Annotated in this window: 16 protein-coding genes and 1 pseudogene; 3 read left to right on the top strand and 14 right to left on the bottom strand. The window is 64.5% G+C overall.

The genetic code is table 11. From position 1 onward, the window contains the following. Positions 1 to 5: 5 nt before the first annotated feature. Both CH283_RS02655 and CH283_RS02650 read left to right on the top strand, forming a co-directional pair. Positions 6 to 1646, top strand: a complete 1641-nt coding sequence (locus tag CH283_RS02655; RefSeq protein WP_094641135.1) for a GMC oxidoreductase — start codon at positions 6 to 8, stop codon at positions 1644 to 1646. A gap of 45 nt (positions 1647 to 1691) precedes the next feature. Beyond that, a complete protein-coding gene (locus tag CH283_RS02650; protein WP_094641134.1) occupies positions 1692 to 2033 on the top strand; it encodes a hypothetical protein in 342 nt (113 codons plus the stop codon). Between the two features lie 9 nt (positions 2034 to 2042). Here the strand turns inward: CH283_RS02650 and CH283_RS02645 are convergent. After that, positions 2043 to 3656, bottom strand: a pseudogene (locus CH283_RS02645) (alkaline phosphatase D family protein). Positions 3657 to 3777: 121 nt separating this feature from the next. Here CH283_RS02645 and CH283_RS02640 point away from each other — a divergent pair. Continuing rightward, positions 3778 to 4197, top strand: coding sequence for a VOC family protein (locus tag CH283_RS02640; RefSeq protein WP_094641502.1), 420 nt, complete (start codon positions 3778 to 3780; stop codon positions 4195 to 4197). A gap of 155 nt (positions 4198 to 4352) precedes the next feature. On the opposite strand, the gene CH283_RS02635 is transcribed toward CH283_RS02640, so the two are convergent. The 13 genes from CH283_RS02635 to CH283_RS02575 form a co-directional block, all read right to left on the bottom strand. Continuing rightward, the gene (locus tag CH283_RS02635) at positions 4353 to 4742 is read right to left on the bottom strand and encodes a VOC family protein (RefSeq protein WP_094641133.1); all 390 of its coding nucleotides are present in this window, start codon (positions 4740 to 4742) and stop codon (positions 4353 to 4355) included. 166 nt (positions 4743 to 4908) lie between these two features. Beyond that, positions 4909 to 8865: a DNA-directed RNA polymerase subunit beta' gene (locus tag CH283_RS02630; RefSeq protein WP_094641132.1), complete on the bottom strand. Its 3957-nt coding sequence runs from the start codon at positions 8863 to 8865 to the stop codon at positions 4909 to 4911. 131 nt (positions 8866 to 8996) lie between these two features. Next, positions 8997 to 12503 (bottom strand): DNA-directed RNA polymerase subunit beta, encoded by a 3507-nt coding sequence (rpoB, locus tag CH283_RS02625; protein ID WP_094641131.1) that lies wholly within the window; start codon positions 12501 to 12503, stop codon positions 8997 to 8999. A 502-nt stretch (positions 12504 to 13005) separates the two neighbouring features. Continuing rightward, positions 13006 to 15582, bottom strand: a complete 2577-nt coding sequence (locus CH283_RS02620; protein WP_094641500.1) for an aminotransferase class III-fold pyridoxal phosphate-dependent enzyme — start codon at positions 15580 to 15582, stop codon at positions 13006 to 13008. A 214-nt stretch (positions 15583 to 15796) separates the two neighbouring features. Further along, positions 15797 to 16639: a hypothetical protein gene (locus tag CH283_RS02615; protein ID WP_094641130.1), complete on the bottom strand. Its 843-nt coding sequence runs from the start codon at positions 16637 to 16639 to the stop codon at positions 15797 to 15799. Positions 16640 to 16697: 58 nt separating this feature from the next. Then, the gene (locus tag CH283_RS02610) at positions 16698 to 17390 is read right to left on the bottom strand and encodes a hypothetical protein (RefSeq protein ID WP_094641129.1); all 693 of its coding nucleotides are present in this window, start codon (positions 17388 to 17390) and stop codon (positions 16698 to 16700) included. Between the two features lie 84 nt (positions 17391 to 17474). Continuing rightward, positions 17475 to 18722, bottom strand: coding sequence for an MCE family protein (locus CH283_RS02605; protein WP_094641128.1), 1248 nt, complete (start codon positions 18720 to 18722; stop codon positions 17475 to 17477). Beyond that, a complete protein-coding gene (locus CH283_RS02600; RefSeq protein WP_094641127.1) occupies positions 18719 to 19987 on the bottom strand; it encodes an MCE family protein in 1269 nt (422 codons plus the stop codon). The genes CH283_RS02605 and CH283_RS02600 overlap by 4 nt, the downstream gene beginning before the upstream one ends. Positions 19988 to 20016: 29 nt before the next feature. Continuing rightward, positions 20017 to 21300 (bottom strand): MCE family protein, encoded by a 1284-nt coding sequence (locus CH283_RS02595; protein WP_094641126.1) that lies wholly within the window; start codon positions 21298 to 21300, stop codon positions 20017 to 20019. Continuing rightward, positions 21300 to 22298, bottom strand: coding sequence for an MCE family protein (locus CH283_RS02590; protein WP_094641125.1), 999 nt, complete (start codon positions 22296 to 22298; stop codon positions 21300 to 21302). Before CH283_RS02590 ends, CH283_RS02595 begins: the two co-directional genes overlap by 1 nt. Beyond that, complete coding sequence (locus CH283_RS02585) at positions 22295 to 23362, bottom strand: MCE family protein (RefSeq protein WP_094641124.1); 1068 nt, start codon at positions 23360 to 23362, stop codon at positions 22295 to 22297. Before CH283_RS02585 ends, CH283_RS02590 begins: the two co-directional genes overlap by 4 nt. Further along, positions 23359 to 24714 (bottom strand): MCE family protein, encoded by a 1356-nt coding sequence (locus CH283_RS02580; protein ID WP_094641123.1) that lies wholly within the window; start codon positions 24712 to 24714, stop codon positions 23359 to 23361. Before CH283_RS02580 ends, CH283_RS02585 begins: the two co-directional genes overlap by 4 nt. Further along, entirely contained in the window at positions 24711 to 25571 is an 861-nt protein-coding gene (locus CH283_RS02575) for an MlaE family ABC transporter permease (RefSeq protein ID WP_027498223.1), read from the bottom strand. The genes CH283_RS02580 and CH283_RS02575 overlap by 4 nt, the downstream gene beginning before the upstream one ends. Between the last annotated feature and the right edge of the window lies 1 nt (position 25572).

Genomic DNA, 25572 nt, shown 5'->3' with positions numbered 1-25572 from the left:
TTTCCGTGAACCGAAGGCAACTGCTGCGGTTGGCCGCTGCCGGAATGCTCGGCGCTGCCGCCGCTCCGGTCCTGAACTCGGCCGCAATGCCGGGCTCCGCCACAGCAGGCGCGCTGCCGATCGGTGCCGAAGGCATCCGAGCACTGGTTCCCGAGCTGTTCGCCGACCCCCCGCGCCCACCGGACCACTCACCCGTGATCGTCATCGGCTCCGGCTTCGGTGCCAGCGCCGCCGCCCTCCGCATGGCGCAGGCCGGCACCCAGGTCACCGTCCTCGAACGCGGACTGCGCTGGCCACGTGATCCGTGGCGCGAGATCTTCACCGCCGATATGACCGCCGACGGACGCGGACTGTGGCAGCAGAGCTCGTTCACCAACATCACCGGCATGCCCGTCGGGCCGGTCGACCTGTTCGGCGGCGTCCTCGACACCACCCGCTACGAGAACCTCTCCGTCTGGCGCGGCGCTGCCGTCGGCGGCGGCTCGATCGTCTACACCGGCGTCACCATCGCCCCCGACAAGAAGTTCTTCGACCTCTCCTTCGGCCGACGACTGAACTACGACGAGATGGCCGCCACCTGGTACCCCAAGGCGCGCTCGATGCTCCGGCCGTCGGCGATGCCCGAGGACGTCTACAACAGCCCGAACTTCGCACACTCACGCACCTGGGACGACCACGCCAGGCGGGCCGGCTTCACCCCGCAGGCAGTGGACGGCAACTGGAACTGGAACGTCGTCCGCGACGAGATCGGCGGCCGCTCGAGGCCGTCCGCGACCGTCGGCGCGAGCACCTTCGGCAACTCCAACGGTGCCAAGCACGACCTGACCCAGAACTACATCCCCCAGGCCGAGGCCACCGGCAACGCGACGGTATGTCACAGCCATCGCGTCGCGGCGATCGGCACAGAATCCGGCGGGCGCTACCGCGTCGAGATCGAACGCCTCGACCCGTTCGGCACCGTACTCGAGACACGCACACTCACCTGCGACACCCTCGTCCTCGGAGCCGGGTCCATCGGCACCACCGAGCTGCTGATGCGCGCCCGCACCACCGGTGCGCTGGCGAACCTCAACGAATTCGTCGGCACCGGATGGGGCACCAACGGCGACGCGTCGATGACGCGGTCACTGGGGCCGATGTCGGCCGGGCCGCAGGGTGCGCCGTGCGCATCCCGCATCGTCGACGACTCAGGACTGCCACTGACCGTCGAGAACTGGTACGTGCCGGGCGTTCCGGTGAATCTCGGTTTCATCGGCTCCCTCGGCATGACCATCGACCCCCTGCGTGGAAACTTCGGATTCGATTCCGCCACAGACACATTGACCCTCAACTGGCCGAAGGGGGGCAGCCGCGACACCGTGGAAGCCCTGCGCGCAGTGCAGAATCGGATGGCTCAGGCCGGCGGTACCGTCGTCGCAGCCGAACCGTTCACCCGCGATGTCGACGACACCTTCACCGCCCACCCACTCGGCGGCGCGGTACTGGGCGACGCCACCGACAACTACGGGCGGGTGAAGGGTCACCCCGGGCTCTACGTCGTAGACGGTGCCCTGATCCCCGGTAGCACCGGAGCCGCCAACCCGTCGCTCACCATCACCGCGTTGGCCGAACGCAACGTCGCGCAGATCATCGCCGACGGTCGCTGACCGTCCGAAGTGGGTAGACCCGCGCCGAACGGGTAGCCCACAAGTATGCCCGTCAACGACCCGACCGAACGCACCATGGCCGACCGCGACGTCGAAAAGCGCTGGAACGACCCCGGTGCCCTTCGTAAGGCTGCGGGATACTGCTCCGGCGTCGTGGCGGTGGCGGCTGCCCTGACCGCGGTGTTCCTGATCGTCGACCGCACCAGTCCTGTGTTGGCCGCGTCGGTGCCTGCGGTGTGCTTTCTCGGCGGGATCGGAGCTCTGACGTTGGGATACAAGTCCTACCGAGCCGGTGGCACGTGGCCGATCTGGCAGGGCGCGGCATGGTTCCTGTTCACCGTGATGCTGCTCGGACTCGCGATGCCGATGTTCGCCATTCGTCAGTGACCGTCGGCGTCAACCCAACTGAATCTCGGGGCGGCCTTCGGGGACGGTGACGGTTGCGGCGGTGCGAACCGGCCTGCCCGGCGTCGACACCGCATCGAGAACCCTCACTTCCGAATGCCATTCGGTGTTCGTCAGCGTGCTGCGGAGATAGCCGCGGCGAGCATTGCCGTACTTGACGTGCGGTGAGGCCTCGGCGATGGCCGCCCCGGCGGCGTCGACATCGGCACCGTCCTTGCCCGACGCGATCGACGTGGCCGCGATCTCCACACCTTGGATCGGCGACACCTGATCCTGGTAGTCGCGTCGCAGTTCGGAGACGATCGTGCGATGAATGTCGCCGACGATCGACGCGACGTTCTTCGCGCCACGATCCCTGGCTCCGTCCAGAATTCGGTGCCGAGACGCCTCGTATCCGCTCCACGGATCCATCCCGACCTTGCGGTCGCTACCGAGCCCACGAGCCAAGTCCGAGATGACCGTCTGATGCGCCAGGAAGTTCCACGTCGACGGCGATGCGAACCCGTCGAGAATCCACTTCTCCTGCGCTGCACCGGTTATGGTGCGCGACGGATCGGCCGTCTCCGCGTCCTGCGCATGCTCGCCGTCCCCGTGCGCCTGATCGCTGCGGTACTGCCGCGTGTCCAGTACCGAGAAGTCCACCAGATCGCCGAACGAGAACCGGCGATAGACCGTCATGTCCGGGCCGACGGGCTTCAGGTTCGACCGAACCGGAGTGTTCTCCTACCACGCCTTGAACGCATCGGCTCTGCGCAACAGGAACTCTCGCGGATCGTCGTCGTCCTGACTGATCTGCGAGGCCCAGTTGTTGTCCACCTCGTGATCGTCGAACGTCGAGACGAACGGTGCCGACGCATGGGCCGCGGCGAGGTTCTCGTCCGCCTTGTACAACGCATACCGGTCTCGATAGTCGTTGAGTACCATGGTCTCTCGGGCAGCCGACTCGGTACGCGGCTCACCCTTGCGAGCACCCTCGTCCTTGATCGCGTACTCGTAGATGTAGTCGCCCAGAAAGAACACCACATCGAGATTCGACGCCGCCAGGTCCTGGTACGCGCCGAAGTAGCCGTCCTCCCATTTCTGGCACGACGCCCACGCGAAATCGAGCCTGCTCAACGGTTGGCCCAGCGCCGGTGCGGTTTTGGTGCGGCCGACCGAGCTGGAGTGCGGTCCGACAAGGAACCGATAGAAGTATTCGCGAGCAGGCTCCAGCCCTCGGACGTCGACGTGAATCGACCAGCCGTCGAACTCGGTGGCAAGCTCGACGCCCTCGCGGGTGATGTTCACGAATCGTTCGTCCGCGGCGATCTGCCACCGCACCGGCACGACGCCAGGCGTCATTCCGCCCAGTGGCGCAAAGGGATCGGTAGCGAGTCTGGTCCACAGCACCACCGAATCGGGCAGTGGATCGCCGGATGCCACGCCGAGGCGGAACGGGTAATCGGGCGTCACCACGGACTGGGCTTGCGCCGTGGTTCCCGCGAGTCCCGGAGTGAACGCCAACGCCCCCACCAGCGCACTCCACGTCAGAAACTGTCGACGTGTGGCCCCCGCTCGCATGGAGATGTCCGAACCGAACCGTATCTCGTTACCCCGTCTCACCATCCTTCGAGGCTGTCGCGCCCGAACGAACTGTGCGCGTCGTCGATCGAAAGGGCACATGAACACGAAATTTCCATTCGATTCAGGACCTGAGTCGTCCGCAATCACGGCAAAACTCGAACGCATGACGAACACCGACCGCACAGGCTCCCAAATCGACCACCTCAACATCGGCGTCGCCGATCTTGCCGCCAGCGCCGAGTTCTACGGCGCTGTATTGAAACCACTGGGGATCAGCGAGGTCATGCGGGTACCGCACACCCCCGAGGCGAACCAACTCGCCATGATCGCGTTCGGCTGGGCGCAGGTGAAGCCCTTCTTCTGGATCGTCGACGCACCGGGTTCGGCCATCGGACCGCACACCCATCTCGCCTTCAGCGCCCCGGATCGCGCCACCGTCGATGCCTTCCACGCCGCGGCACTCTCGGCAGGAGCGATCGAGCTCAGGCCTCCAGGGCTGCAGCCGGAATACCACGCCACGTACTACGGATCATTCGTCCGCGATCTCAACGGCATCGACCTCGAAGCCGTCTGCCATCACTGATGATTCGACGAACGCGTTCTCAGTCGGTCAGCTACTGCCGAACATCGGCGGCAGGACGGGCAGCGGTGAGACAGGATATGCAGCAACATCCATGACAACAGTGCCGTCGCAGTAGCCGCCGTAGATCGTGGTGGTCCACACGCCCGGTGTGCGATTCAGGCCTGAACCACCCACACCATGTTGCCGTCGGGATCACGCAGCACGAACATGGGCGGCGCACCGTCCTCCGTCCCGGACATTGCGTCCATGTCGACACCGCCGATCGCGGCCAGTCGCGCATGTTCCGCCTCGACGTCGGGAGTTTCGACACCGATGGAGGACCCGCCGGGCGAGTCACCCATCGGCGGATTCAGGGCCAGGCGTGCCGTCGAACCGGGCGGTGCCACCTCGACCCACCGATACTCGCCCTCGGGTCCGAAACGCGTATCGTCGCGCAGCTCGAAACCGAGCACGCGTGAATAGAACTCGAGAGCGGCGTCCTGGTCTGCGACAGTGAACATGGCCACGCCGATGTTCACGATGGTGCTGGGGGTTTGGTTGGTCATGCCGGTACCGACTCGAGGCGCATCGAAAACTCACCGCGCACCCCAGATATACAACAAAGCCCCGCACCGACCGAAGTCGATGCGGGGCTTTGTCTGCTGGCTCTGTCGTCGTGCACGGAAACTCGTAGTGGGCTACGAGTTTCTGCTCACGTGCGACGAAGTCGCTCTAGCGGTATTCGTTGGAGAAACCGTAGTCGTCGAGCGGCACTGCAGCGCCGGTTCCCTGGCCGAAGCCGTCCGGGCTGTAGTACTGATCGTCGTACGACGGCACCGCGTATGCCGCGGCACGCGCCTCTTCGGTCGGCTGCACCGTGATGTTCCGGTACCGGTTGATGCCGGTACCAGCCGGGATGAGCTTACCGATGATGACGTTCTCCTTGAGACCTATGAGCTTGTCGCTACGGCAGTTGATCGCCGCATCGGTGAGCACACGAGTGGTCTCCTGGAAGGACGCTGCCGACAGCCACGAATCGGTGGCCAGCGACGCCTTGGTGATACCCATCAGGACCGGACGTCCGGCTGCGGGCTCGCCACCCTCGGAGACGACGCGACGGTTGCTCGACTCGAATTCGCTGCGCTCGGTGAGTGAACCGGGCAGGAATTCGGTGGAGCCGCTGTCGATGATCGTCACGCGACGGAGCATCTGGCGCACGATCGTCTCGATGTGCTTGTCGTGAATCGACACACCCTGCGACCGGTACACCTCCTGGACCTCGTTGACGAGGTGGATCTGCACCTGACGGGGACCCATCACGCGCAGGACCTCGTGCGGATCGGCAGCACCTTCCATGAGCTGCTGGCCGACCTCGACGTGGTCACCGTCCGCCAGAAGGCGCTCGGTGCCGTCGTCGTGCTTGAAGACGCGCAGACGCTGACGCTTGGAGAGCTTGTCGTAGACAACCTCTTCGCCGCCGTCGTCCGGGACGATGGTGATCTTGTAGAAACGATCGCCGTCCTCGAGCTGGATGCGTCCCGACACGTCCGCGATCGGAGCCTTGCCCTTCGGCACACGTGCCTCGAACAACTCCTGCACGCGAGGCAGACCACCGGTGATGTCATCTCCGGCGACACCACCCTGGTGGAAGGTACGCATGGTCAGCTGGGTTCCGGGCTCACCGATGGACTGTGCGGCAACGATACCGACGGCCTCACCGATGTCGACCAGCTTGCCGGTGGCCATCGAGCGGCCGTAGCAGGTGGCGCAGACGCCGGTTCCGGTGGTGCAGGTGAGCACCGAGCGAACCTTGACCGACGTGATGCCCGCGGCGAGCAGCGCGTCGATGGCCGGGTCACCGAGATCGTGTCCGCGAGCGACGATGACCGTGCCGTTCTCGTCGACAGCGTCGTTCGCCAAGGTGCGGGCGTACGTGCTGGTCTCGACGTGAGCGTCGCGGATCATCTTGCCGTCGGCGGTCTTCTCGGCGATCGTCGTGACGATGCCGCGCTCGGTGCCACAGTCGGTTTCCCGAACGATGACATCCTGCGAGACGTCGACCAGACGACGCGTCAAGTAGCCCGAGTCGGCGGTACGAAGCGCCGTGTCGGCCAGACCCTTACGAGCGCCGTGCGTGTTGATGAAGTACTCGAGAACCGTCAGGCCTTCCTTGAAGGAAGACTTGATCGGACGCGGGATGAACTCACCCTTCGGGTTCGTCACCAAGCCCTTCATGCCGGCGAGCGAGCGAACCTGAGTCATGTTTCCGGCTGCGCCGGACTTCACGATCATCGGGATCGGGTTGTCGTCAGGGAAGTGCGCCTCCATGGCCTTACCGACCTGCTCGGTCGCGTCCTGCCAGATCTTGACCAGTGCGGAGTTGCGCTCGACCTTGTCGAGTGCGCCGCGCTGGTACTTCTTCTCGATCTGATCGGCCTGAGCCTCGAAGGTCTCCATGATCTGCGGCTTCTCCGGCGGCACGAGGACGTCGGAGATCGAGATGGTGACACCCGAACGCGTGGCCCAGTAGAAGCCGGCGTCCTTGAGCTTGTCGACGGTCTGCGCGACGACGATCATCGGGTAACGCTCGGCGAGATCGTTGATGATGGTCGACTGACGCTTCTTCGGCATCTGCTCGTTGACGAACGGGTAGTCCGCCGGAAGCAGCTCGTTGAAGAGCACGCGTCCCAGAGTGGTCTGCGCGGTCCATGCATCGCCGCGGTTCCAGCCGTTCGGGAACAGCTCGTTCTCGATGTCACGCGGCGGGCGCTGCGTGGTGAGACGAACCCGAATCTGCGACTGCACCGTGAGCGATCCACGATCGACGGCCATCTGAGCCTCGGCCGGGGAGGAGTACGCCCCGAACTCGGCCGTGTCGGTCTTGGCGTCGGCGCGCTCGCCGACAGCGCCGGCATCCAGACGCGTCAGGTGGTACAGACCCGTCACCATGTCCAGACGCGGCATGGCGAGCGGACGGCCCGATGCCGGCGAAAGGATGTTGTTCGACGACAGCATCAGCACGCGCGCCTCGGCCTGAGCCTCGGCGGACAGCGGGAGGTGGACAGCCATCTGGTCACCGTCGAAGTCGGCGTTGAACGCCTCACACACGAGCGGGTGCAGCTGGATGGCCTTGCCCTCGACGAGCTGCGGCTCGAACGCCTGGATGCCCAACCGGTGCAGGGTGGGTGCACGGTTCAGCAGCACGGGGTGCTCGGCGATGACCTCTTCGAGAACGTCCCACACCTGCGGACGCTGACGCTCGACCATGCGCTTGGCCGACTTGATGTTCTGCGCGTGGTTCAGATCCACCAGACGCTTCATCACGAACGGCTTGAACAGCTCGAGAGCCATCAGCTTCGGCAGACCACACTGGTGCAGCTTGAGCTGCGGGCCGACGACGATGACCGAACGGCCCGAGTAGTCGACGCGCTTGCCGAGGAGGTTCTGACGGAAACGACCCTGCTTGCCCTTGAGCAAGTCGGACAGCGACTTGAGCGGACGGTTACCCGGTCCGGTGACCGGACGTCCACGACGGCCGTTGTCGAACAGGGCGTCGACCGACTCCTGCAGCATCCGCTTCTCGTTGTTGACGATGATCTCGGGAGCACCGAGATCGATCAGACGCTTGAGGCGGTTGTTGCGGTTGATGACGCGGCGGTACAGATCGTTGAGGTCGGACGTCGCGAAACGTCCACCGTCGAGCTGCACCATCGGACGAAGCTCCGGCGGGATGACCGGGACAGCGTCCAGGACCATGCCCATCGGGGAGTTACGGCCGGCCTGGAACGCAGCGACGACCTTCAGACGCTTGAGCGCGCGCAGCTTCTTCTGACCCTTGCCACTGCGGATGGTCTCGCGAAGAGACTCCGCCTCGGCGTCGATGTCGAAGGTCTGCATGAGCTTCTGGATCGACTCGGCACCCATGGCACCGGTGAAGTACTCGCCGTACCGGTCGATGAGCTCGCGGTAGATGAGCTCATCGACGATGAGCTGCTTGGGAGCGAGCTTGGTGAACGTGGTCCAGATCTCTTCGAGACGATCGAGCTCACGCTGCGCGCGGTCACGGAGCTGACGCATCTCGCGCTCGCCGCCGTCCTTGACCTTGCGGCGCACGTCGGACTTGGCACCCTCGGCTTCGAGCTCGGCGATGTCGGCTTCGAGCTTCTGCGCACGCGCCTCGAGGTCGGCGTCGCGCTGGTCTGCGACGGCCTTCTTCTCGACCTCCATCTCGGCCTCGAGCGTCGAGAGCTCGTTGTGACGGAGCTCGTCGTCGACCGTGGTGATGACGTAGGCAGCGAAGTAGATGATCTTCTCGAGATCCTTCGGAGCCAGGTCGAGCAGGTAGCCCAGACGCGACGGCACACCCTTGAAGTACCAGATGTGCGTGACCGGAGCAGCCAGTTCGATGTGGCCCATGCGCTCACGACGCACCTTGGCGCGAGTGACCTCGACGCCACAACGCTCACAGATGATGCCCTTGAAGCGGACGCGCTTGTACTTGCCGCAGTAGCACTCCCAGTCCCGAGTGGGGCCGAAGATCTTCTCGCAGAAGAGGCCGTCCTTCTCGGGCTTGAGCGTGCGGTAGTTGATGGTCTCCGGCTTCTTGACCTCGCCGTAGGACCACTGACGGATGTCGTCCGCAGTGGCAAGGCCAATGCGAAGTTCATCGAAGAAGTTGACGTCGAGCACGTAACTTCCTTTCCCCGTTATGGGTGTTGTGCTGGAAGAGCAAATGAGAGAAACGCCTGCCGGATCCGCACTGGGCGGATCCGGCAGACCACAGAACTACTGAGCTGGCTGCATGACCGCGTTCACTGCGTTCACTGCGCGAGGTCGTCGACCGTGGCAGCTTCGTTGCGGGAGAGATTGATTCCCAGGTTGGCTGCGGCACGCTCGAGGTCTTCGTCGTCACCGTCGGCCATCGTGATGGCTGCGCCGTCCGAGGACAGCACCTCCACGTTGAGGCACAGCGACTGGAGCTCCTTGAGGAGCACCTTGAAGGACTCGGGGATACCGGGCTCGGGGATGTTCTCGCCCTTGACGATCGCCTCGTACACCTTCACGCGGCCGACAACGTCGTCCGACTTGATGGTGAGAAGCTCCTGCAGCGTGTACGCGGCACCGTAGGCCTGCATGGCCCAGCACTCCATCTCACCGAAGCGCTGTCCACCGAACTGGGCCTTACCACCGAGGGGCTGCTGCGTGATCATCGAGTACGGCCCGGTCGAACGAGCGTGGATCTTGTCGTCGACCAAGTGGTGCAGCTTGATGATGTACATGTAGCCCACCGACACCGGGTACGGGAACGGCTCGCCGGAGCGGCCGTCGAACAACGTGGCCTTTCCGTCGGATCCGACCATCTGCTCGCCGTCGCGGTTGGGAATCGTGCTCTCCAGCAGGCCGGCGAGCTGATTCTCCTTGGCACCGTCGAACACCGGGGTGGCGATGTTGCTGTCGGCCGGAGCCGCCAACATCTCCTCGGGCAGACGCTCGGCCCAATCGGGCTTCGTGCCGTCCGCGGCGATCTGCACGTTCCAACCGGTCTTGCCGATCCAACCCAGGTGGGTTTCGAGGACCTGACCGATGTTCATACGACGCGGAACACCGTGGGTGTTGAGGATGATGTCGATCGGGGTGCCGTCGGGCAGGAACGGCATGTCCTCCTGCGGGAGGATCTTGCCGATGACGCCCTTGTTGCCGTGACGGCCGGCGAGCTTGTCGCCGTCCTGGATCTTGCGCTTCTGAGCCACGTAGACGCGGACCAGCTCGTTGACGCCGGGAGGCAGATCGTCGTCGTCGTCGCGCGAGAAGACGCGGATGCCGATGACCTTTCCGTTCTCGCCGTGCGGAACCTTGAGCGAGGTGTCGCGAACTTCACGAGCCTTCTCACCGAAGATGGCGCGCAGCAGGCGCTCTTCGGGGGTCAGCTCGGTCTCGCCCTTCGGCGTGACCTTTCCGACCAACACGTCGCCGTCACGAACCTCGGCACCGATACGGATGATGCCGCGCTCGTCGAGGTCTGCGAGGACCTCGTCGGAGACGTTCGGGATGTCGCGAGTGATCTCCTCGGCACCGAGCTTGGTGTCGCGGGCATCGATCTCGTGCTCTTCGATGTGGATCGAGGTGAGAACGTCCTCTTCCACGAGGCGCTGCGACAGGATGATCGCGTCCTCGTAGTTGTGGCCCTCCCACGGCATGATCGCCAGCAGCAGGTTCTTGCCGAGTGCCATCTCACCGTTCTCGGTGCAGGGGCCGTCGGCGAGGACCTGGCCGGTCTCGACGCGCTGTCCCTCGTCCACGATCGGACGCTGGTTGGCGCAGGTGCCCTGGTTGGAGCGCGCGAACTTGCGCATCCGGTAGGTCTTGCGGGTTCCGTCGTCGGCCATGACCGTGACGTAATCGGCGGAGACCTCTTCGACGACACCGGTCTTCTCGGTGATGACGACGTCACCGGCGTCGACAGCTGCACGCAGCTCCATGCCGGTTCCGACGATCGGCGACTCGCTGCGAACCAGCGGGACGGCCTGACGCTGCATGTTCGCACCCATCAGGGCACGGTTGGCATCGTCGTGCTCGAGGAACGGAATCATCGCGGTTGCGACGGACACCATCTGGCGCGGCGAGACGTCCATGTAGTCGATGTCGTCGGACGAGACGAACTCGACCTCTCCACCCTTACGACGGACGAGAATCTTGTCCTCGATGAAGTGGCCCGAGTCGTCGACCGGAGAGTTCGCCTGCGCGAGCGTGTGGCGATCCTCCTCGTCGGCGGTCAGGTAATCGACCTCGTCGGTGACCTTGCCGTCGACGACCTTGCGGTACGGCGTCTCGATGAACCCGAACGGGTTGACGCGTGCGTACACCGAGAGCGATCCGATCAGGCCGATGTTCGGGCCTTCCGGGGTCTCGATGGGGCACATGCGGCCGTAGTGCGAGGGGTGCACGTCGCGGACCTCGAGGCCGGCGCGCTCACGAGAGAGACCGCCGGGTCCCAGTGCCGACAGGCGACGCTTGTGGGTCAGACCCGACAGCGGGTTGTTCTGGTCCATGAACTGCGAGAGCTGGGACGTTCCGAAGAACTCCTTGATCGCAGCGACGACGGGACGGATGTTGATCAGGGTCTGCGGCGTGATCGCCTCGACGTCCTGAGTCGTCATACGTTCGCGCACGACGCGCTCCATGCGGGACAGGCCCACGCGGATCTGGTTCTGGATGAGCTCGCCGACGGTACGCAGACGACGATTACCGAAGTGGTCGATGTCGTCGACCTCGACCGGAACCTCGACGCCGTCGGGTGCGGTCATCGAGGTCTCACCTGCGTGCAAACGCACCAGGTACTCGATGGTCGCAACGATGTCTTCCTCGGTGAGGGTCGACGCCACGATGGGCTGACCCGAGTTGAGGCCGAGCTTCTTGTTGATCTTGTAGCGACCCACGCGAGCGAGGTCGTAGCGCTTGTCCTTGAAGAACAGGTTCTCCAGCAGGGTCTGCGCCGACTCCTTGGTCGGCGGCTCGCCCGGACGCAGCTTGCGGTAGATGTCGAGGAGCGCCTCGTCGGTACCGGCGGTGTTGTCCTTCTCCAGCGTGGCCATGAGGATCTCGGAGAAGCCGAAGCGCTCCGTGATCTGCTCGGTGGACCAGCCGAGAGCCTTCAGCAGCACCGTGACGGGCTGGCGACGCTTGCGGTCGATGCGGACACCGACGGTGTCGCGCTTGTCGACGTCGAACTCGAGCCATGCGCCGCGACCGGGGATGACCTTGACGCTGTGCAGGTCCTTCTCGGTGGTCTTGTCGATCGAGTGATCGAAGTAGACGCCCGGAGAACGCACCAGCTGCGAGACGACGACACGCTCGGTGCCGTTGATGATGAAGGTGCCCTTGTCGGTCATCATCGGGAAATCACCCATGAAGACCGTCTGGCTCTTGATCTCACCGGTGTTGTTGTTGATGAACTCGGCCGTGACGAACAGCGGAGCCGCGTACGTCATGTCCTTGTCCTTGCACTCATCGGTCGAGGCCTTGACCTCGTCGAATCGTGGGTCGGAGAAGGAGAGAGACATCGAGCCCGAGAAGTCCTCGATCGGAGAGAGCTCGGTCAGGATGTCCTCGAGTCCACCGGCGACACTGCTGTCTCCGCGGGCGGCGGCACGGTCACGCCAACTCTGCGCACCTACCAGCCATTCGAACGAATCCGTCTGTACATCGAGGAGACCGGGTACCTCCAACGGCTCGCGAATGTTCGCGAACGAAACCCTCCTCGGGGCTCCCGGTGTTCCGACAACTGCCTTGGTCTGGCTAGAGACTGCCAAGATGCGTCCTTCCAGCACCTCACGCGGGTCGCTCGTGCAGTGCGACCGCCGCTGTATCTGTTTGCTATATGTGGGGCGAATTTCGGCTGGTGCAACCAGACCGAATCCCCATCACAGCGGCCCGAAAACGTGCTTTCGGGTAACAGCGATCGAGAGGTGGACAGGAGGCAGCCAGCGCAACGTCCAAAGGTACCCCAAATGTGCGCACAGCGCAACGGGGGCATCAAAAGTAGCACCCGGGGTCCATTCACGCGCCGACTCGACGAAAGCGTGTCGCCTGCCGAACGCCCGGAACCACTGCGCTCATCAAACCACTGCGCTTCAGAAACCACTGGGGGTGCTCCTGACGACAAGAGTGAACCGTGCCGCCCCCTTCGTCAAGAGGTTCGGCCCGATCCGTTGTTCGTGATACCGCACTCGAACCAGTCGCGTCGATGGACCATTGCACCGCCGAGACGTATGCAAGGGTCCATCGACGCAGTCGGGGGGGCGGGAAACCGACGCGCCCCGCCCCTGCCGTCTACCGGTCGCCCTCGCGCCACCGCGTGGCCTCGGCGAGCGCGAAACCGTGGACGTCCGCCAACTCACCCAACCGCTCCACGCTGTCGCCGTCGAGGGTGGTGCCGATACTGCGCAGTCCGAACTCACCCGACAACGCGATCAGCATCGTCTCGGCCATGCAGGCGTACGTCAGCCCCGGAGCCAACCCGTAGGTCAACCCGAAATCCGAGCCCGACGGCACCCGCACGATGCCGCCGTCGAACACCGTCACGTCGGGCCGCTCACTGCGCACGTCCCGGCCGATGTTCGGCGGCTGCGCAACATCGCAGACGATGGCACCCTCCATCAGATCCGTCGGATCGATCAGCGCATGCGGCGCCGACGTCGCAGCGATGACGATCAACGAATCCTGCACCGCAGCAACAGGATCGGTGAAGAACTCGACATGTCGCGACCTGATCAGATCGTCCAGATCACCGTCGACCGCGTGCGCGGCAGCGGCCAGATCTCCCGAACCCGCACCGGCCCGAGCGCTCGCCACCATCTCCTGCGCGGCCGCCCACAGCTTGGGCGCGATGACCGAACTCTCCCCCCGCCTACCGACCAGCACGATGCTGCCGACCTCACCGGCCAGCTGCATGCCGATGGTTCGCCCGATCGCGCCGGCGGCACCGAGAATCGTCACCCGAGCCCGCGCGACATCGATACCGCGTTCACGGCACACGCGTCGAACAGCCCGCAGACTCGCCGCAGCGGTGAACGTGTTGCCGGTGGTGATCGGTCGCGTCGTCGCGCCGAGGCCCAACCCGTTCCCGGTGATCACCGACGAATAACCGCCCAACCCGACCACCGTCGCACCGCGTGAGATCGCCAGTTCGACGGCACTGCCGACCACCCGCAGAGCCTGCTCGGTCGGCAGGTGCAGCAACTGCTCGGAGGTGTACGGCAGCCCGATCAGATCGCCGTGCGCCGTCGCCTCCTCACCCCCGACGACTCGGCCGCTGCCGATGACGAACGACGCAGGTTCGAGCTCGGACGTCGATGCCGCGAACCGCTCGAGCAGGTCCTGCCGCTCGCCGTGGTCGAACACCTCCAGCGCCGGATCGAACGCAGCGAAGAATCCGAGATCGAGTGGATGCGCGATGAACGCGAAGCGTCGATCGGCCGGTCGCACAGCGATATCGGGCGTCCGACCCGGGCGCAACGCCTCGAGCGCGGGCGGAGTGGCGACGGTCGGGCGGCCCAGCAGATGCCCGAACAATCCGTCCAGGTCCCCCACCGCCGCATAACCCAATGCCCGATCCAACGCCGCGACCAGCCGCGAGCACTGCACCGCCGACACCGTCAACGGTGGTTCGATCCGAATCACCCTGTTACCGAACAGAGTCGGAGCCACACGTATCCCCTCGACATCGAGCAAGTACGAGCAGATCACCACGGCCAGATTGTGTTGATCGGCAATCGACCCCAGCAACGACTGTCGCCCGACGAAGTTCACGTCCGCGGTGAGTTCCAGGCCCAGCAACAGTCCGCGACCGCGCACTGCGGTGACCACCGACGGATATTTCTCGGCCAGCACGGAGAGATCGTTCTTCAGCTGCCGCCCGAGAACGGCCACGTTCTGCACCAGAGCGCAGTCGTCTCGAGTCAACTCGTCGAGAACCGCGATACCGACCCGCGCGGCCAACGCGTTCCCCGCGAAGGTCGACGTGTGACGGAGCGCGAAACTCTCGTCCACCAACCTCGGCGCACACAACACCGCACCCACCGGCACGATCCCTCCCCCGAGCGCCTTGGCCACGGTGAGAATGTCCGGAACCACACCCTCGTGCTCGGCGGCGAACATCCTGCCGGTCCGGCCGAGCCCGGTCTGCACCTCGTCGAGAGCCATCAGCACCCCGTGCCGATCACAGATCTCCCGCACGCGACGCAGGTACCCGTCGGGTGGACACACCACCCCGCCCTCACCCTGAATCGGCTCCACCAGAAACACCGCATAGTGCCCGGGTGCCGCCGCCAGGGTCGCGTCGAGCGCGTCCGAATCACCGAACTCGATGTGATCGAATCCCTCGACCGGTGCACCGAAACCGCTCTGATACTTGATGTTTCCCGTCGCAGACAAAGCGCCCAGAGTCTTGCCGTGAAAACTGTTCCCGGTGGTCAGTACACCCAGCCGACCGGTGTGCGCTCGTGCGATCTTGAGCGCCACCTCGGTGGCCTCGGTACCACTGTTGACGAACGTCGTCCGCGTCAACCCGTCGGGTGCGATGCGCCCCAACCGATCTGCCAATTCACCCGCTGCCGTCAGCACCGACGGCTGCACGAAGATCGCCTCCCCGCTGCAGCGAACATCGTTGATCGCCTGCCAGATCGGAGTGGGGCCGTGGCCGAAGGGCAGCGCCCCATATGCGCCCGCGAAGTCCAGATAGCGACGACCCGCGGCGTCGAACAGAACCGTCCCGTCGCCCCGCACGTACTCGCGATCCAAGTTCAGCGCAGACAACAGCCGATACAGTTCGGGATTGACGTGCTCGGCAAAGCCCGAACGACCGGACCTGGATTCCAGCACGGAATAATCGATGGTTGTGTCAGTCATGACCAGCATGCTCCGTTTTCATCGGATCCACCCCTGGCTGTCGAGCGTCTATTGGTTGTCTCGAACAACCAGGGCTCGTCCCAAGCCAGGACGCAATCGCGATGGTAACTCGGTGGCCAGCCGGTGACAGACCGCCGAAAAGCGCACGAAAAAGCCCCGTCCGAGCAGGAATTCTGCGTCGAACGGGGCCGGATCGAGTGCTGTTGTGGCGCGCCTACTGATCGTCGATTGCCGACAGCTTCCAGGTGCCGTCGACCTTCTCCATGTTCACCGTCAACGGGCCCTCGGCACTACCCGATGCGACACCGTTCTGCGTGGCACTGATGTTCACGTTGGCGATCAGTTCCGCCATGCCGTCCTCCAGCCGCGAGACGCCGATATCGGTGACCATGGCTTCGGTTCCCGTATCCGTCTGCACCACGGCCGATTTGGTGGTTTCCGCGGTGGAGTTGAACTCGTCGAGCATCGACTGATTGAGCACCGCACGAGCGGCATCGAAATCGGCGTCGATCGTGGCGGCCTTGTACGTGTACAGGGTTTGCAGCGCGTCGGTCGCGGCCGAGGTGACTTCCTGCGTCGCCGCGGAATCCACCCAGGCTGCGTTGTCGATCGTGGCGAACGGCTTGAACGCGGCGACGGCAGCGAACGCACCGAGCACAACGGCGATGACCGCAACGACGATGACGTGCTTGTAGCCGATCCCCGACGCCGACCCGGCGGCAGAGTCGGTCGACGCGGAATCGGCTGCGGGCTCAGCGGTCACAGACTTGCCGGTTGCTGCCTTGTCGAGCACAGGCTTATCGGCAGCGGGCTTGGCGACAGCAGGCTTGTCGGCAGCGGGCTTGTCGAGTGCGGGCTTGTCGGCTGCGGGCTTGTCCGATACGGGCTCGGTCGGCGGTGTCGTGGTGATCGCCGAAGTCTCGGTCGCAGCAGACGCCTCGGCACCGGTCGAGTCCGTGGCGGAGTTGGCAGCAATCGGCTTCCCGGTCCCGGCCACCTTCCGGCGAACTTTGCTGGTGGTGGTGGGTGGAACGATCTTGCGACGCTGGGGAGGCACTACAGAACTCCTTCGAAACTCACTTCGGTACAGACGGAAAACACCAATGCCGGGTCTCTCAGTTGCCGCCGGCGTCGGGCTGGGGAGCCGGCGTCGCTTCCGCACTGGGATCGGCCGCATTCGGATCGACCGCATTCGGGTCGGCGGGGCCGCCCGGTTCGGTCGGAACAACGGGATTGGTGTTCGGGTTGTCGAGCGAGATCCGTGAACCGATGGGGTCGACCTTGTTGGTCTTCCACACCCCGTCGACCTCTTCCATGGCCAGACGCATCGTCAGCTTGCTGCGCTCGACGCGATCGGGCCAGGTGGTCGTCGTCGCAATGACGACAAGGGCGGTGGCGGTGTTCTCGTCCGTGCTCAGCTCGGTGAGCGTGCCGTGCAACACCTCGGCCTCGCTCTTGGCACCGGACTGGCGAACCTGATCGGTGATGCCCGAGCGAGTCTGCTCGAGGTCGTTGAGCATCAGGTCGCCGGTGATCGACGACTTCATGTTGTCGAACGACTGGTCGATGGCTGCTGCGTCGACCGTGTTCAGGTTGACGGCGGCCTGCTGAGCTCCGGTCAGCGCCGCGTCCCTGGTGTCCGCGGTGGGCTTCTGGCTCAGTAACGCATTGCCCCAGCCGTAACCGAAGAACACTGCCGCCGCGAGAGCGGCAACGGCGATCACCGTGACGACGGCCAACAGAATTTTCGCGGTCTTGGTGCGCCCTGGAGTCGCTGGGGACTCCAGGGCTTCGGTGCTCGAGTTCACACTTTCCACCCTACTACTCGGTAATATCCGGCCGAACCACTCTCGGCCCGACGGCAGTGCTGAGCAGCAGTTCCACCGATTTCACTACTTCGGCGTGACGCCGATCAGCGGTGCCAACTGGGTGGCGATGGGGTTGAGATTGAGCTTCTCCGGATCGACCTTGGGCTTCAGGTCCCACGGCTGCGGCACGTCCGGATCCGCGAACACGATGCGGTTCGCGGACCGCACACCCGTGACGCTGCCCTGCGGTGTCGCGCAATTCGCGTCGAGGTTCAACGGGTAGTTCTCCCGAGTCGGATCGAAGTTCGGGTTCTTGCGCTTCTCCTCGTCGAGGATGGCCTGCGAACCCTCGTAGCCCACCGTGCAGGGCGGCGGGTTGTTGACCTCGAGCAGCAGACCCTGATGGATGGTGCCGTCGTTCGGGACGATCGTCGAGATGCCGGCACCGAGGGCAGGCAGGAACGTCAGGAACGGACGAAGCGCGACGTACCGCGGTTCGGCCTGAGCAGCAACCAAGGCCAGGTTGTTGATGTCGGTGGTCAGAGCCGGACCGGCATCGGTGATGAGACCGCCGACCTGATCGCCTGCCGCCGTACCGGTATCGATCAGGCGACGAATGTCCGGATCGCTGGACTTCAACTGAGCCGTCACCTCGTCCAGGCTGGTGCTGAACTGACGAATCAGATCCGACTGCTCGGACTGCGTGTTCAACACCGGCACCGCGTCACGCACCAGCGCAAGCGTCTCCGGCAACGCCTCGTTGCCTGCTTCGGAGATGTTCCCGAGCGAATCGACGAGAGACGCCAGATCTGCGCCCTTACCGTCGAACGCGACGCCGAGTTCGTTGACGACCCGCGTCAGCGTGTCCAGCGGTACCGACCGGACCAACGTGTTCGTGTTGGCGAGTACGTCCTCCACCGGCACGGGAGTGGTGGTGTCGGCCTGTGCGATCTGCGAACCGTCGACCAGGAACGGGCCCTGATCGGTGTCGGGCTGCAAGTCGACGTACTGCTCACCGATCGCAGACCGGTTGGCGACGACGGCCTTCGTGCCGGCCGGGATGTCCGGCCCACCGTTGTCGAGCATGAGCGCGACCCGGACGCCGTCCTGCGTCAGTTCCAGATCCCCGACGGTTCCCACCGGAACACCTCGGTAGGTGACCTCGGCATTGGAGAAGATGCCACCGGAATCAGCGAGATTCAGATCGACCTGGTACTGCCCGAAGCCGAGCATGTTGTCCAGGCGCACGTACTTGGCACCGACATAGACCAAGCCCAATACGGCGACCACGACGAAGAGGACCAATTGAATGCGAACCAGTCTCGATCTCACTGTCCAACTCCGAATCGCTCGAGCAGATCGTTCAACGGTGCCAACGGATCGGCCGGTGCGGGCGCGGCGGCCGCGGCAGCCTGCTCGTTCGCCGGAGCACCCGGGCCCGGAACCGGTGACGGGATGATCGGAGGCAACGGCAGCAACGAGATCGTCGGCCAACCCGGCCGAGGTCCGTTTCCGTTGTAGTACGGATTCGACGGATCGACCACCGGCAGTGTGTTGCCGTACTTGGGCTGGACGTAGACCGGATCGCCTTCACCGACGCCGAAGTTACGCAGCGCAGTTCCGATCGACAGGTCGAGAGAGAGGAACAGGTTGGCGGAGTTGCCTTCGATGATCTTCTCGGTTCCGTCGGCGAACGGCAGCGTGGGAATCACCGCAAGCGATGTCACCACGTCGTCCGCCGAATCGGCCAGCGCCTGGAGCGTCGGGCGCAGTGCCCGCAGGTCTGCGATCAGATCGTCCTTGGAACGGTCGATCACGTCGGTGCCGACGGCTCCGAGACGATCGAGAGCTCCGAGCATCTCGGTCAGCTGCGGGCGCTGCTGTTCGAGCACCTCGGTGGCGATCGGCAGATCCTTCAGCACGGCGTCGATCTTGTCGGTCTGCGTGTTGACGCGGCCGCTGAGAGTGTCGAGACCATCGATGGCGCGGGTGATGTCGTCACGCTGCTGGTTGAGGCCGTCGATCAGCGTGTTCGCCTGCTGCAGAAGCTCTTTGGTCCTGCCTTCGCGACCGTCGAATGCCGTGCTCAGTTCCTTGACGATCGGCGAGAGCTGCCCCACGCCGCCACCGTTGAGCAGCAGCGAGAGCGCACCGAGTACCTGCTCGATGTCGGTCGCGTGGCGGGTTCGATCCAGCGGGATGGTGTCGCCGTCCTGCAGCCGCGCTGCGGACTCGTCCGCGGGAGGTGCCGAGAGCTGCACGAACTTCTCACCGAGCAGGTTGGTCTGCTGCACCGATGCGATCGCATTGGCAGGCAGATCCACGTCCGAGTTGAGGATGACGTCGACATCGGCCGTCCACCCCTCGTTCGGGACGGAGATGGAAGCCACCCGGCCGACAGCCACACCGTCGACCTTGACGGTCGACTGCGGGACGAGGTCGAGTACGTCGTCGAACTGCACCGTCAGGTTGAAAGGATTGTCACCGACATCGGCACCACCGGGAAGCGGTACGGCGTAGATGCCGGCCGACGAGCACGCTCCGGCCGACAGCGCCACCACGCACACGCCTGCTCCGACGACCAAGGAACGCTTCACGCGGGCTCGATTCCCTTTCACAGAGGTTCTCACTGTCCCCCACCTCCGATGTACGACTGCTCCAGTCCGGGCATCGTGCTGTTTCCGAGCCTCGGCGAGACGACGCCCGGCACGGTGCCCGGCACGGACACGTTCTGCTCGATGTCGTTGGTGAGAACACCGAACGGCAGCACGATGCGGTTCTGGTCGGTGATCGGTGCCTGGATCATCGTGGTGATGTTGGCGCACTGATCGATGATCGGCTGAATCTGCGCACCGAGTGCCTCGAAGCGCGGATCGCCGGGAACGAGCGCGCCGAGGTCGAGGAGCTTGCACACGGTGCCCAGCGGATCCTGGGTCTCGTTCTGGAGATTGGCGCGCGAGGCGAGCGTGCCGGACTCGGCGTCGTAGGCGTTCACCAGGTTGCTGATGGCCAGCGGCAGCAACGTGAGTGTTTGCACCAGCTGCTCGCGGTTGTCGGCGAGCGTCTGAGTCGGAACCACGAGACCGTTTGCGGCATCGGTCAGTTCGGTCCGGTTGTCCGCGACGAACGTCGCCACGTCGCCGAGCGAAACCGACAGCTGCTGGAGCGCAGCTCCCAGATCCTCTCGCTGACCCGACAGGAAACCGGTCAGGTCGGCCAACTGGGTGTTGAAGTTGCGGACCTGCTGATCGTTGACGGCCAGAGCGCTGACGAACGTCTGCAGATTCTTGATCGTGTCGAAGACGTCGGTGCGCGAATCGCTCAGAGTGCGGCCGGCGGCAGACAGCTGGGTGATGCTGTCGCCCAGGGCTTCACCGTTGCCGTCGAGGTTCGCGGCACCGGTGTTGACGAGGTCGGTGAGAGCGCCGTCCTTGTTCGCACCGTCGGGACCGAGGGCGGTCGACAGGTCGTTGATGGACTTGTACAGCTCGTCGACCTCGACGGGTGTGGCGGTGCGATCGCGACCGATCGTCGTGCCGTCCGCCATGGTGTCTCCGCCGGTGTAGACGGGTGAGAGCTGGACGTAACGATCGGCGACGAGCGACGGACTGACCTGCACGGCCTTGGCGTCGGCCGGGATGTCGACCCCGCGGTCGACGCGAAGGACGACCTCGACGTCGTCACCGAGTGGCGTGACGGAGTCGACCGTGCCGACCTTGACGCCCAGCACTCGTACCTCGGAGCCGGAGTAGATGCCGATCGACTTGTCGAAGTACGCGGTGATCTTGGTCGTGCCGGCCCTGGTGAACAACCACCAACCGGCCACGGCCACGATCAGCGCCACGATCACGACGACGGCGATCAGCGCGAGCTTGTTCTTGTTTCTCGGTGCTGTCTGCGTGTCTGTCATCATTCCCCCGGCAACTTGTCGAGTGAGGGCTGGCGGTAGCCAGGTATCAACGGAACTCCGGGAGGTGTGAGGTTGGCCAGCGTGATATCGAGCCATCGACCGTTGCCGGTCACGTTCGTGTACAGCCGGATGAACGGTTCGTACAGCTTCAGCGCACGGTCGAGATTGTCGTTGTTGCGCTGCAGGATTTCGATGACGCCGTTGAGCTGCTGCAGCATCGGGTTGATGGTCGCCTCGTTGTCGCGAACCAGGCCGGTCAGCTCCTGCGAGACACGCTGAGTGCCGGTGAGCAGCTGCGAAATTGCCTGCTGGCGGTTGTTCAGCTCTTCGAGAAGCGGACCTGCGTCGGTGATCAGCTTGTTGAACTGCTCGTTGCGGTCGGCCAACACCTTCGACGTCTCACCGGTGGCCTCGAACAGCTTCTTGAGCTCCTCGTCACGGCTGGCCACGGTCTGCGACAACCGGGTGACGCCGTCGAGCGAGGCGCGGATGTTCGCAGGCGTCTCCGAGAACGCCTCGGACAGGGTCCGCATACTCGTCGCGAGCTGATCGGTGTCGATGTCGTTGATGGTCGACGCCGCATCGGAGAACGCGTCGATGACGTCGTACGGGGACGTGGTGCGCTCGAGCGGGATCGGCTCCTTGGGGCTCAGCGTCTCCGGGCCGCTCGGGTCGAGCGCCAGGTACTTCTGTCCCAACAGCGTCTTGATCGCGATGGCGGCCCGTGACTCGCTGCCGACCCAGGCGTCCTGCACCGTGAAGTCCACGAGCACCCGGTCGCCTTCGAGACGCACGTCGGTCACCTTGCCGACCTTCACTCCGGCGATACGAACCTCGTTGGAGGCCTTGAGACCTGCGGCCTCGCTGAACTCGGCGGTGTACACCGAGCCGGCACCGATGATCGGGAGACGGTCGAGAAAGAAGACCGACATCGTGGCGAGCAGGATGATGGCAATGCCCAGAGCACCGATGGTGGCCGGACTACGACGAGATTTCATTGTTGGATCCCCCCAGCTTTGCAACGCTCTGCCGAGTTCGTGTACAGCGGCTGGTTGACGGTCGGAAGCCCGGTGGGCAGATTCAGGTTCGGCGAGGTACCCGGTCCGGCGACGATGTCGATACCGCACAGGTAGAACGTGAACCACGATCCTTGCTGGGCCGTGCGAATCAGCTTGTCGAGCTTCACGGGCAGATTCCCCAGGACCGCGTCCACGTCGGCGCTTCGACGGTTGATGGTCTCGGCCAGCGTGTTCAGTGCCGTGACCGATCCCTGGATCGACGGCCGAGTCGGCTCGAGCAGGTCGGCGGTGGCGTTGGTCAGACCCGCGAGCGAGGTGACGGCCGAGCCGACGACCTCACGGTCGGCCGACAGACCCGAGACCAGCTGCTGGGTGTTGACGATCAAGCTGTCCAGCTGACCGTCGTTCTGGTTGACCGTCGCCAGCACGTTGTTGAGATTGGTGATGACCTGGCCGATGACCTGGTCCTTGTCGGCGACGGTGTTCGTCAGGGTCGCCGTGTTGGTGACCAGTTCGTTGATCGTGCCCGACTCTCCCTGGAACACCTGGATGATCTGGTACGACAGCTTGTTGACGTCGTCGGAGCTCAGGGTGGTGAACAGCGGCCGGAAGCCGTCGAACAGCGTGGTCAGATTCACCGCAGGCTTGGTCCGTTCCAACGGAATGGTGGCACCTTCGGTGATCTTGCGGCCCTGGTCACCCGAGCCCTGCTCGATGGCGATGTAGCGCTGGCCCACCAGGTTCCTGAACCGGATGGTTGCCGTCGAACTGGCGGGCAGCCAATCGCGGCTGCTCAGCGTGAAGTCCACTTTCGCTTCGCGCTCGTTGGCGATCTCGATCGAGTCGACCTGGCCGACGCGAACGCCTGCGATGCGAACCTCGTCGCCCTCGTTGAGTGAGGTGACGTCGGTGAAGACTGCCGAGAACTTGGTACCGCCGCCGCCACTGCTGTTGGCGATGGTGAAGGCAAGGGTGGCCGTAGCAATGATCGTGATCACGGCGAACACGATCAGTTTGATGATCGGCGCGAGAAGGCCTCTCATGGCACGGTCACCTCCACTCCTCTCATCGCCGGTGCGCCGATAGCGGCTGCCCACGACGGAACACTGTCCGGTGCAACACCACTCGCCTGTCCGTAGATCACGGCGAGAGTGTCACGCTCGAAGTCCGAGCCCTCGTAGCTCGCAGGCTGCGCGGATGCGGCGACCGCGGGAACGATGGAGCTCTGAGCCGACTTGGGCGGCCCCTGCCCTTCGATCACCTGCGGTCCCGGGTTGCGGGTCGGCACCTGGTAGGAGCCGTCGTTGATCGAACCTCCCGGGTACTGCGGGAAGAACTCTCCCGGTGCTGCGGGTTCGAAGCAGGTGGCTCCGCGATCGTCGAACAAGCGCGGCTCGTCCTGGTTCGGCAAGTAACGGCCCTTCGGGTTGACGAACGATGCGGACACGTTGATGCCGGGGTACTCGTCGCCCTCGCCGAGCACGATCTTGCCGCGCCTGGCACCTTCGGCGAACTGGGTGAACGTGCACCCGAACGTCGGGGAGAACTCGGCCAGCAGCTCGAGAGCTTCACGCGAGTTCGCGGCCAATCCGATGAGGTTCTCGGAGTTGGTCTGCAGGAAGTCCGCGGTGGTGTAGGACGCCGAGGTCAGCGAGCCGTACAGCGTTTCGAGGCTGGACTGCCGCTCGACCACGGTGTTGCCCGTCGTCCGCAGGTTGTCCAGCGCCGAAATCAGTTCGGGCGCAGCGTCGGCGTAGGTCTCCGAGAAGTCCGCCAGCCCGACCAGGGTCTGCTGGATGTTCGGCAGCTCCGTGTTCAGCCCCGACACGACGTTGGTCAGGTTGTCGATGGTCTGGCCGAGCTGCTCACCACGTCCACTGAGTCCCTGTGCCAACGACCCGAGGGTGTTCGCCAGGTCCTGCGGCGGGATCGCCTGCAGCAGAGGGAGCAGGCCGTCGAGCAACTGCCCGACCTCGATGGCGTTCCCGCTGGTGTCCTGCTGCAGGACCGTGCCGTCGGTGATCGGCGACGCGGAATCGTTCTCGGGCAGGATCAGCGACACGTAACGCTCGCCGAACAGAGTCTTGGGCAGCAACCGCGCCGTCGCATTGGACGGAATCAGTGGAGCCTTGTCCGGATCGATGGCCAGCTGCGAGGTGACGACTCCGTCGACGGTGGACGCCGAGCGCACCTCGCCGACGATCATTCCGCGCACCTTCACATCGGCGTTCATCGGCAGAGCATTTCCGACCGAGTCGGTTTCGAGGCTGACGTTGACCACCGACTTGAACGTCTTGTTGTAGGACGTGATGCTCCATCCCAGAAACAGGATGAGCACCAGGAAGAACGCCAAACCGAGCAGTACTCGCTTCAGTCGCGACGGCGAGTCGATCATCCCGCAACCCTCACTGTGGTGGTCGTGCCCCAGATGGCGAGGCTCAAGAAGAAGTCCAGCACTGCGATCGTGACGATCGCGGTACGAACGGCACGGCCCACGGCCACACCGACACCGGCAGGTCCGCCCGAGGCGTGGTAGCCGTAATAGCAGTGGATCATGATCAGGACGAAGGCGAATATCAGCACCTTCAGGAACGAATACAACACGTCTTCCGGAGGTAGGAAGAGGTTGAAGTAGTGGTCGTAGGACCCCGTGGACTGCCCGTTGAAGATGGTGCTGATCCCACGGGACGCGACGTACGACGCCAGCAGTCCGACGATGTAGAGCGGGATGACGGCCACGAAGCCGGCGATCATGCGGGTGGTCACCAGGAACGGCACGCTCGGTACTGCCATCACCTCGAGGGCGTCGATCTCCTCCGAGATCCGCATGGCACCGAGCTGGGCGGTGAAGCCACAGCCGACGGTGGCCGAGAGCGCAAGTCCTGCGACGATCGGCGCGATCTCACGCGTGTTGACGTACGCAGAAAGGAAGCCGGTCAGTACCGAGCTACCGAGCTGCTCGAGTGCTGCGTAGCCCTGCAGGCCGACGACGATGCCGGTGAAGCCGGACATCATCACGATCACGCCGATGGTTCCGCCGATGACGGCGAGCGCACCGCTGCCGAAGGTGACCTCCGCCAGCAGGCGAAGCACCTCCTTCTTGTAATGCACCGCGGTCTTGGGAATCCACCCGATGGCCCGCAGGTAGAACGACATCTGCTCGCCTGCACGGTCGAGCACGTTGAGCGGGGCATTGCCGACGCGCTTGACACGCATCAGTGTGCGGTCACCGCGACCTCTTGCGATCGTCATC

Origin of the sequence: Rhodococcus sp. 05-2254-2 (genome assembly GCF_002259095.1) — a bacterium.
GTDB lineage: Bacteria > Actinomycetota > Actinomycetes > Mycobacteriales > Mycobacteriaceae > Rhodococcoides.
The sequence above is the reverse complement of the archived record's forward strand: the minus strand, read 5'-3'. Positions and strand labels throughout refer to the sequence as shown.

Coding starts and splice junctions, on each gene's coding strand:
- CH283_RS02650 (WP_094641134.1), top strand. CDS start 1,692: ATGCCCGTCAACGACCCGACCGAACGCACCATGGCCGACCGCGACGTC.
- CH283_RS02640 (WP_094641502.1), top strand. CDS start 3,778: ATGACGAACACCGACCGCACAGGCTCCCAAATCGACCACCTCAACATC.
- CH283_RS02635 (WP_094641133.1), bottom strand. CDS start 4,742: ATGACCAACCAAACCCCCAGCACCATCGTGAACATCGGCGTGGCCATG.
- CH283_RS02620 (WP_094641500.1), bottom strand. CDS start 15,582: ATGACTGACACAACCATCGATTATTCCGTGCTGGAATCCAGGTCCGGT.
- CH283_RS02595 (WP_094641126.1), bottom strand. CDS start 21,300: ATGACAGACACGCAGACAGCACCGAGAAACAAGAACAAGCTCGCGCTG.
- CH283_RS02590 (WP_094641125.1), bottom strand. CDS start 22,298: ATGAAATCTCGTCGTAGTCCGGCCACCATCGGTGCTCTGGGCATTGCC.
- CH283_RS02585 (WP_094641124.1), bottom strand. CDS start 23,362: ATGAGAGGCCTTCTCGCGCCGATCATCAAACTGATCGTGTTCGCCGTG.
- CH283_RS02580 (WP_094641123.1), bottom strand. CDS start 24,714: ATGATCGACTCGCCGTCGCGACTGAAGCGAGTACTGCTCGGTTTGGCG.
- CH283_RS02575 (WP_027498223.1), bottom strand. CDS start 25,571: ATGACGATCGCAAGAGGTCGCGGTGACCGCACACTGATGCGTGTCAAG.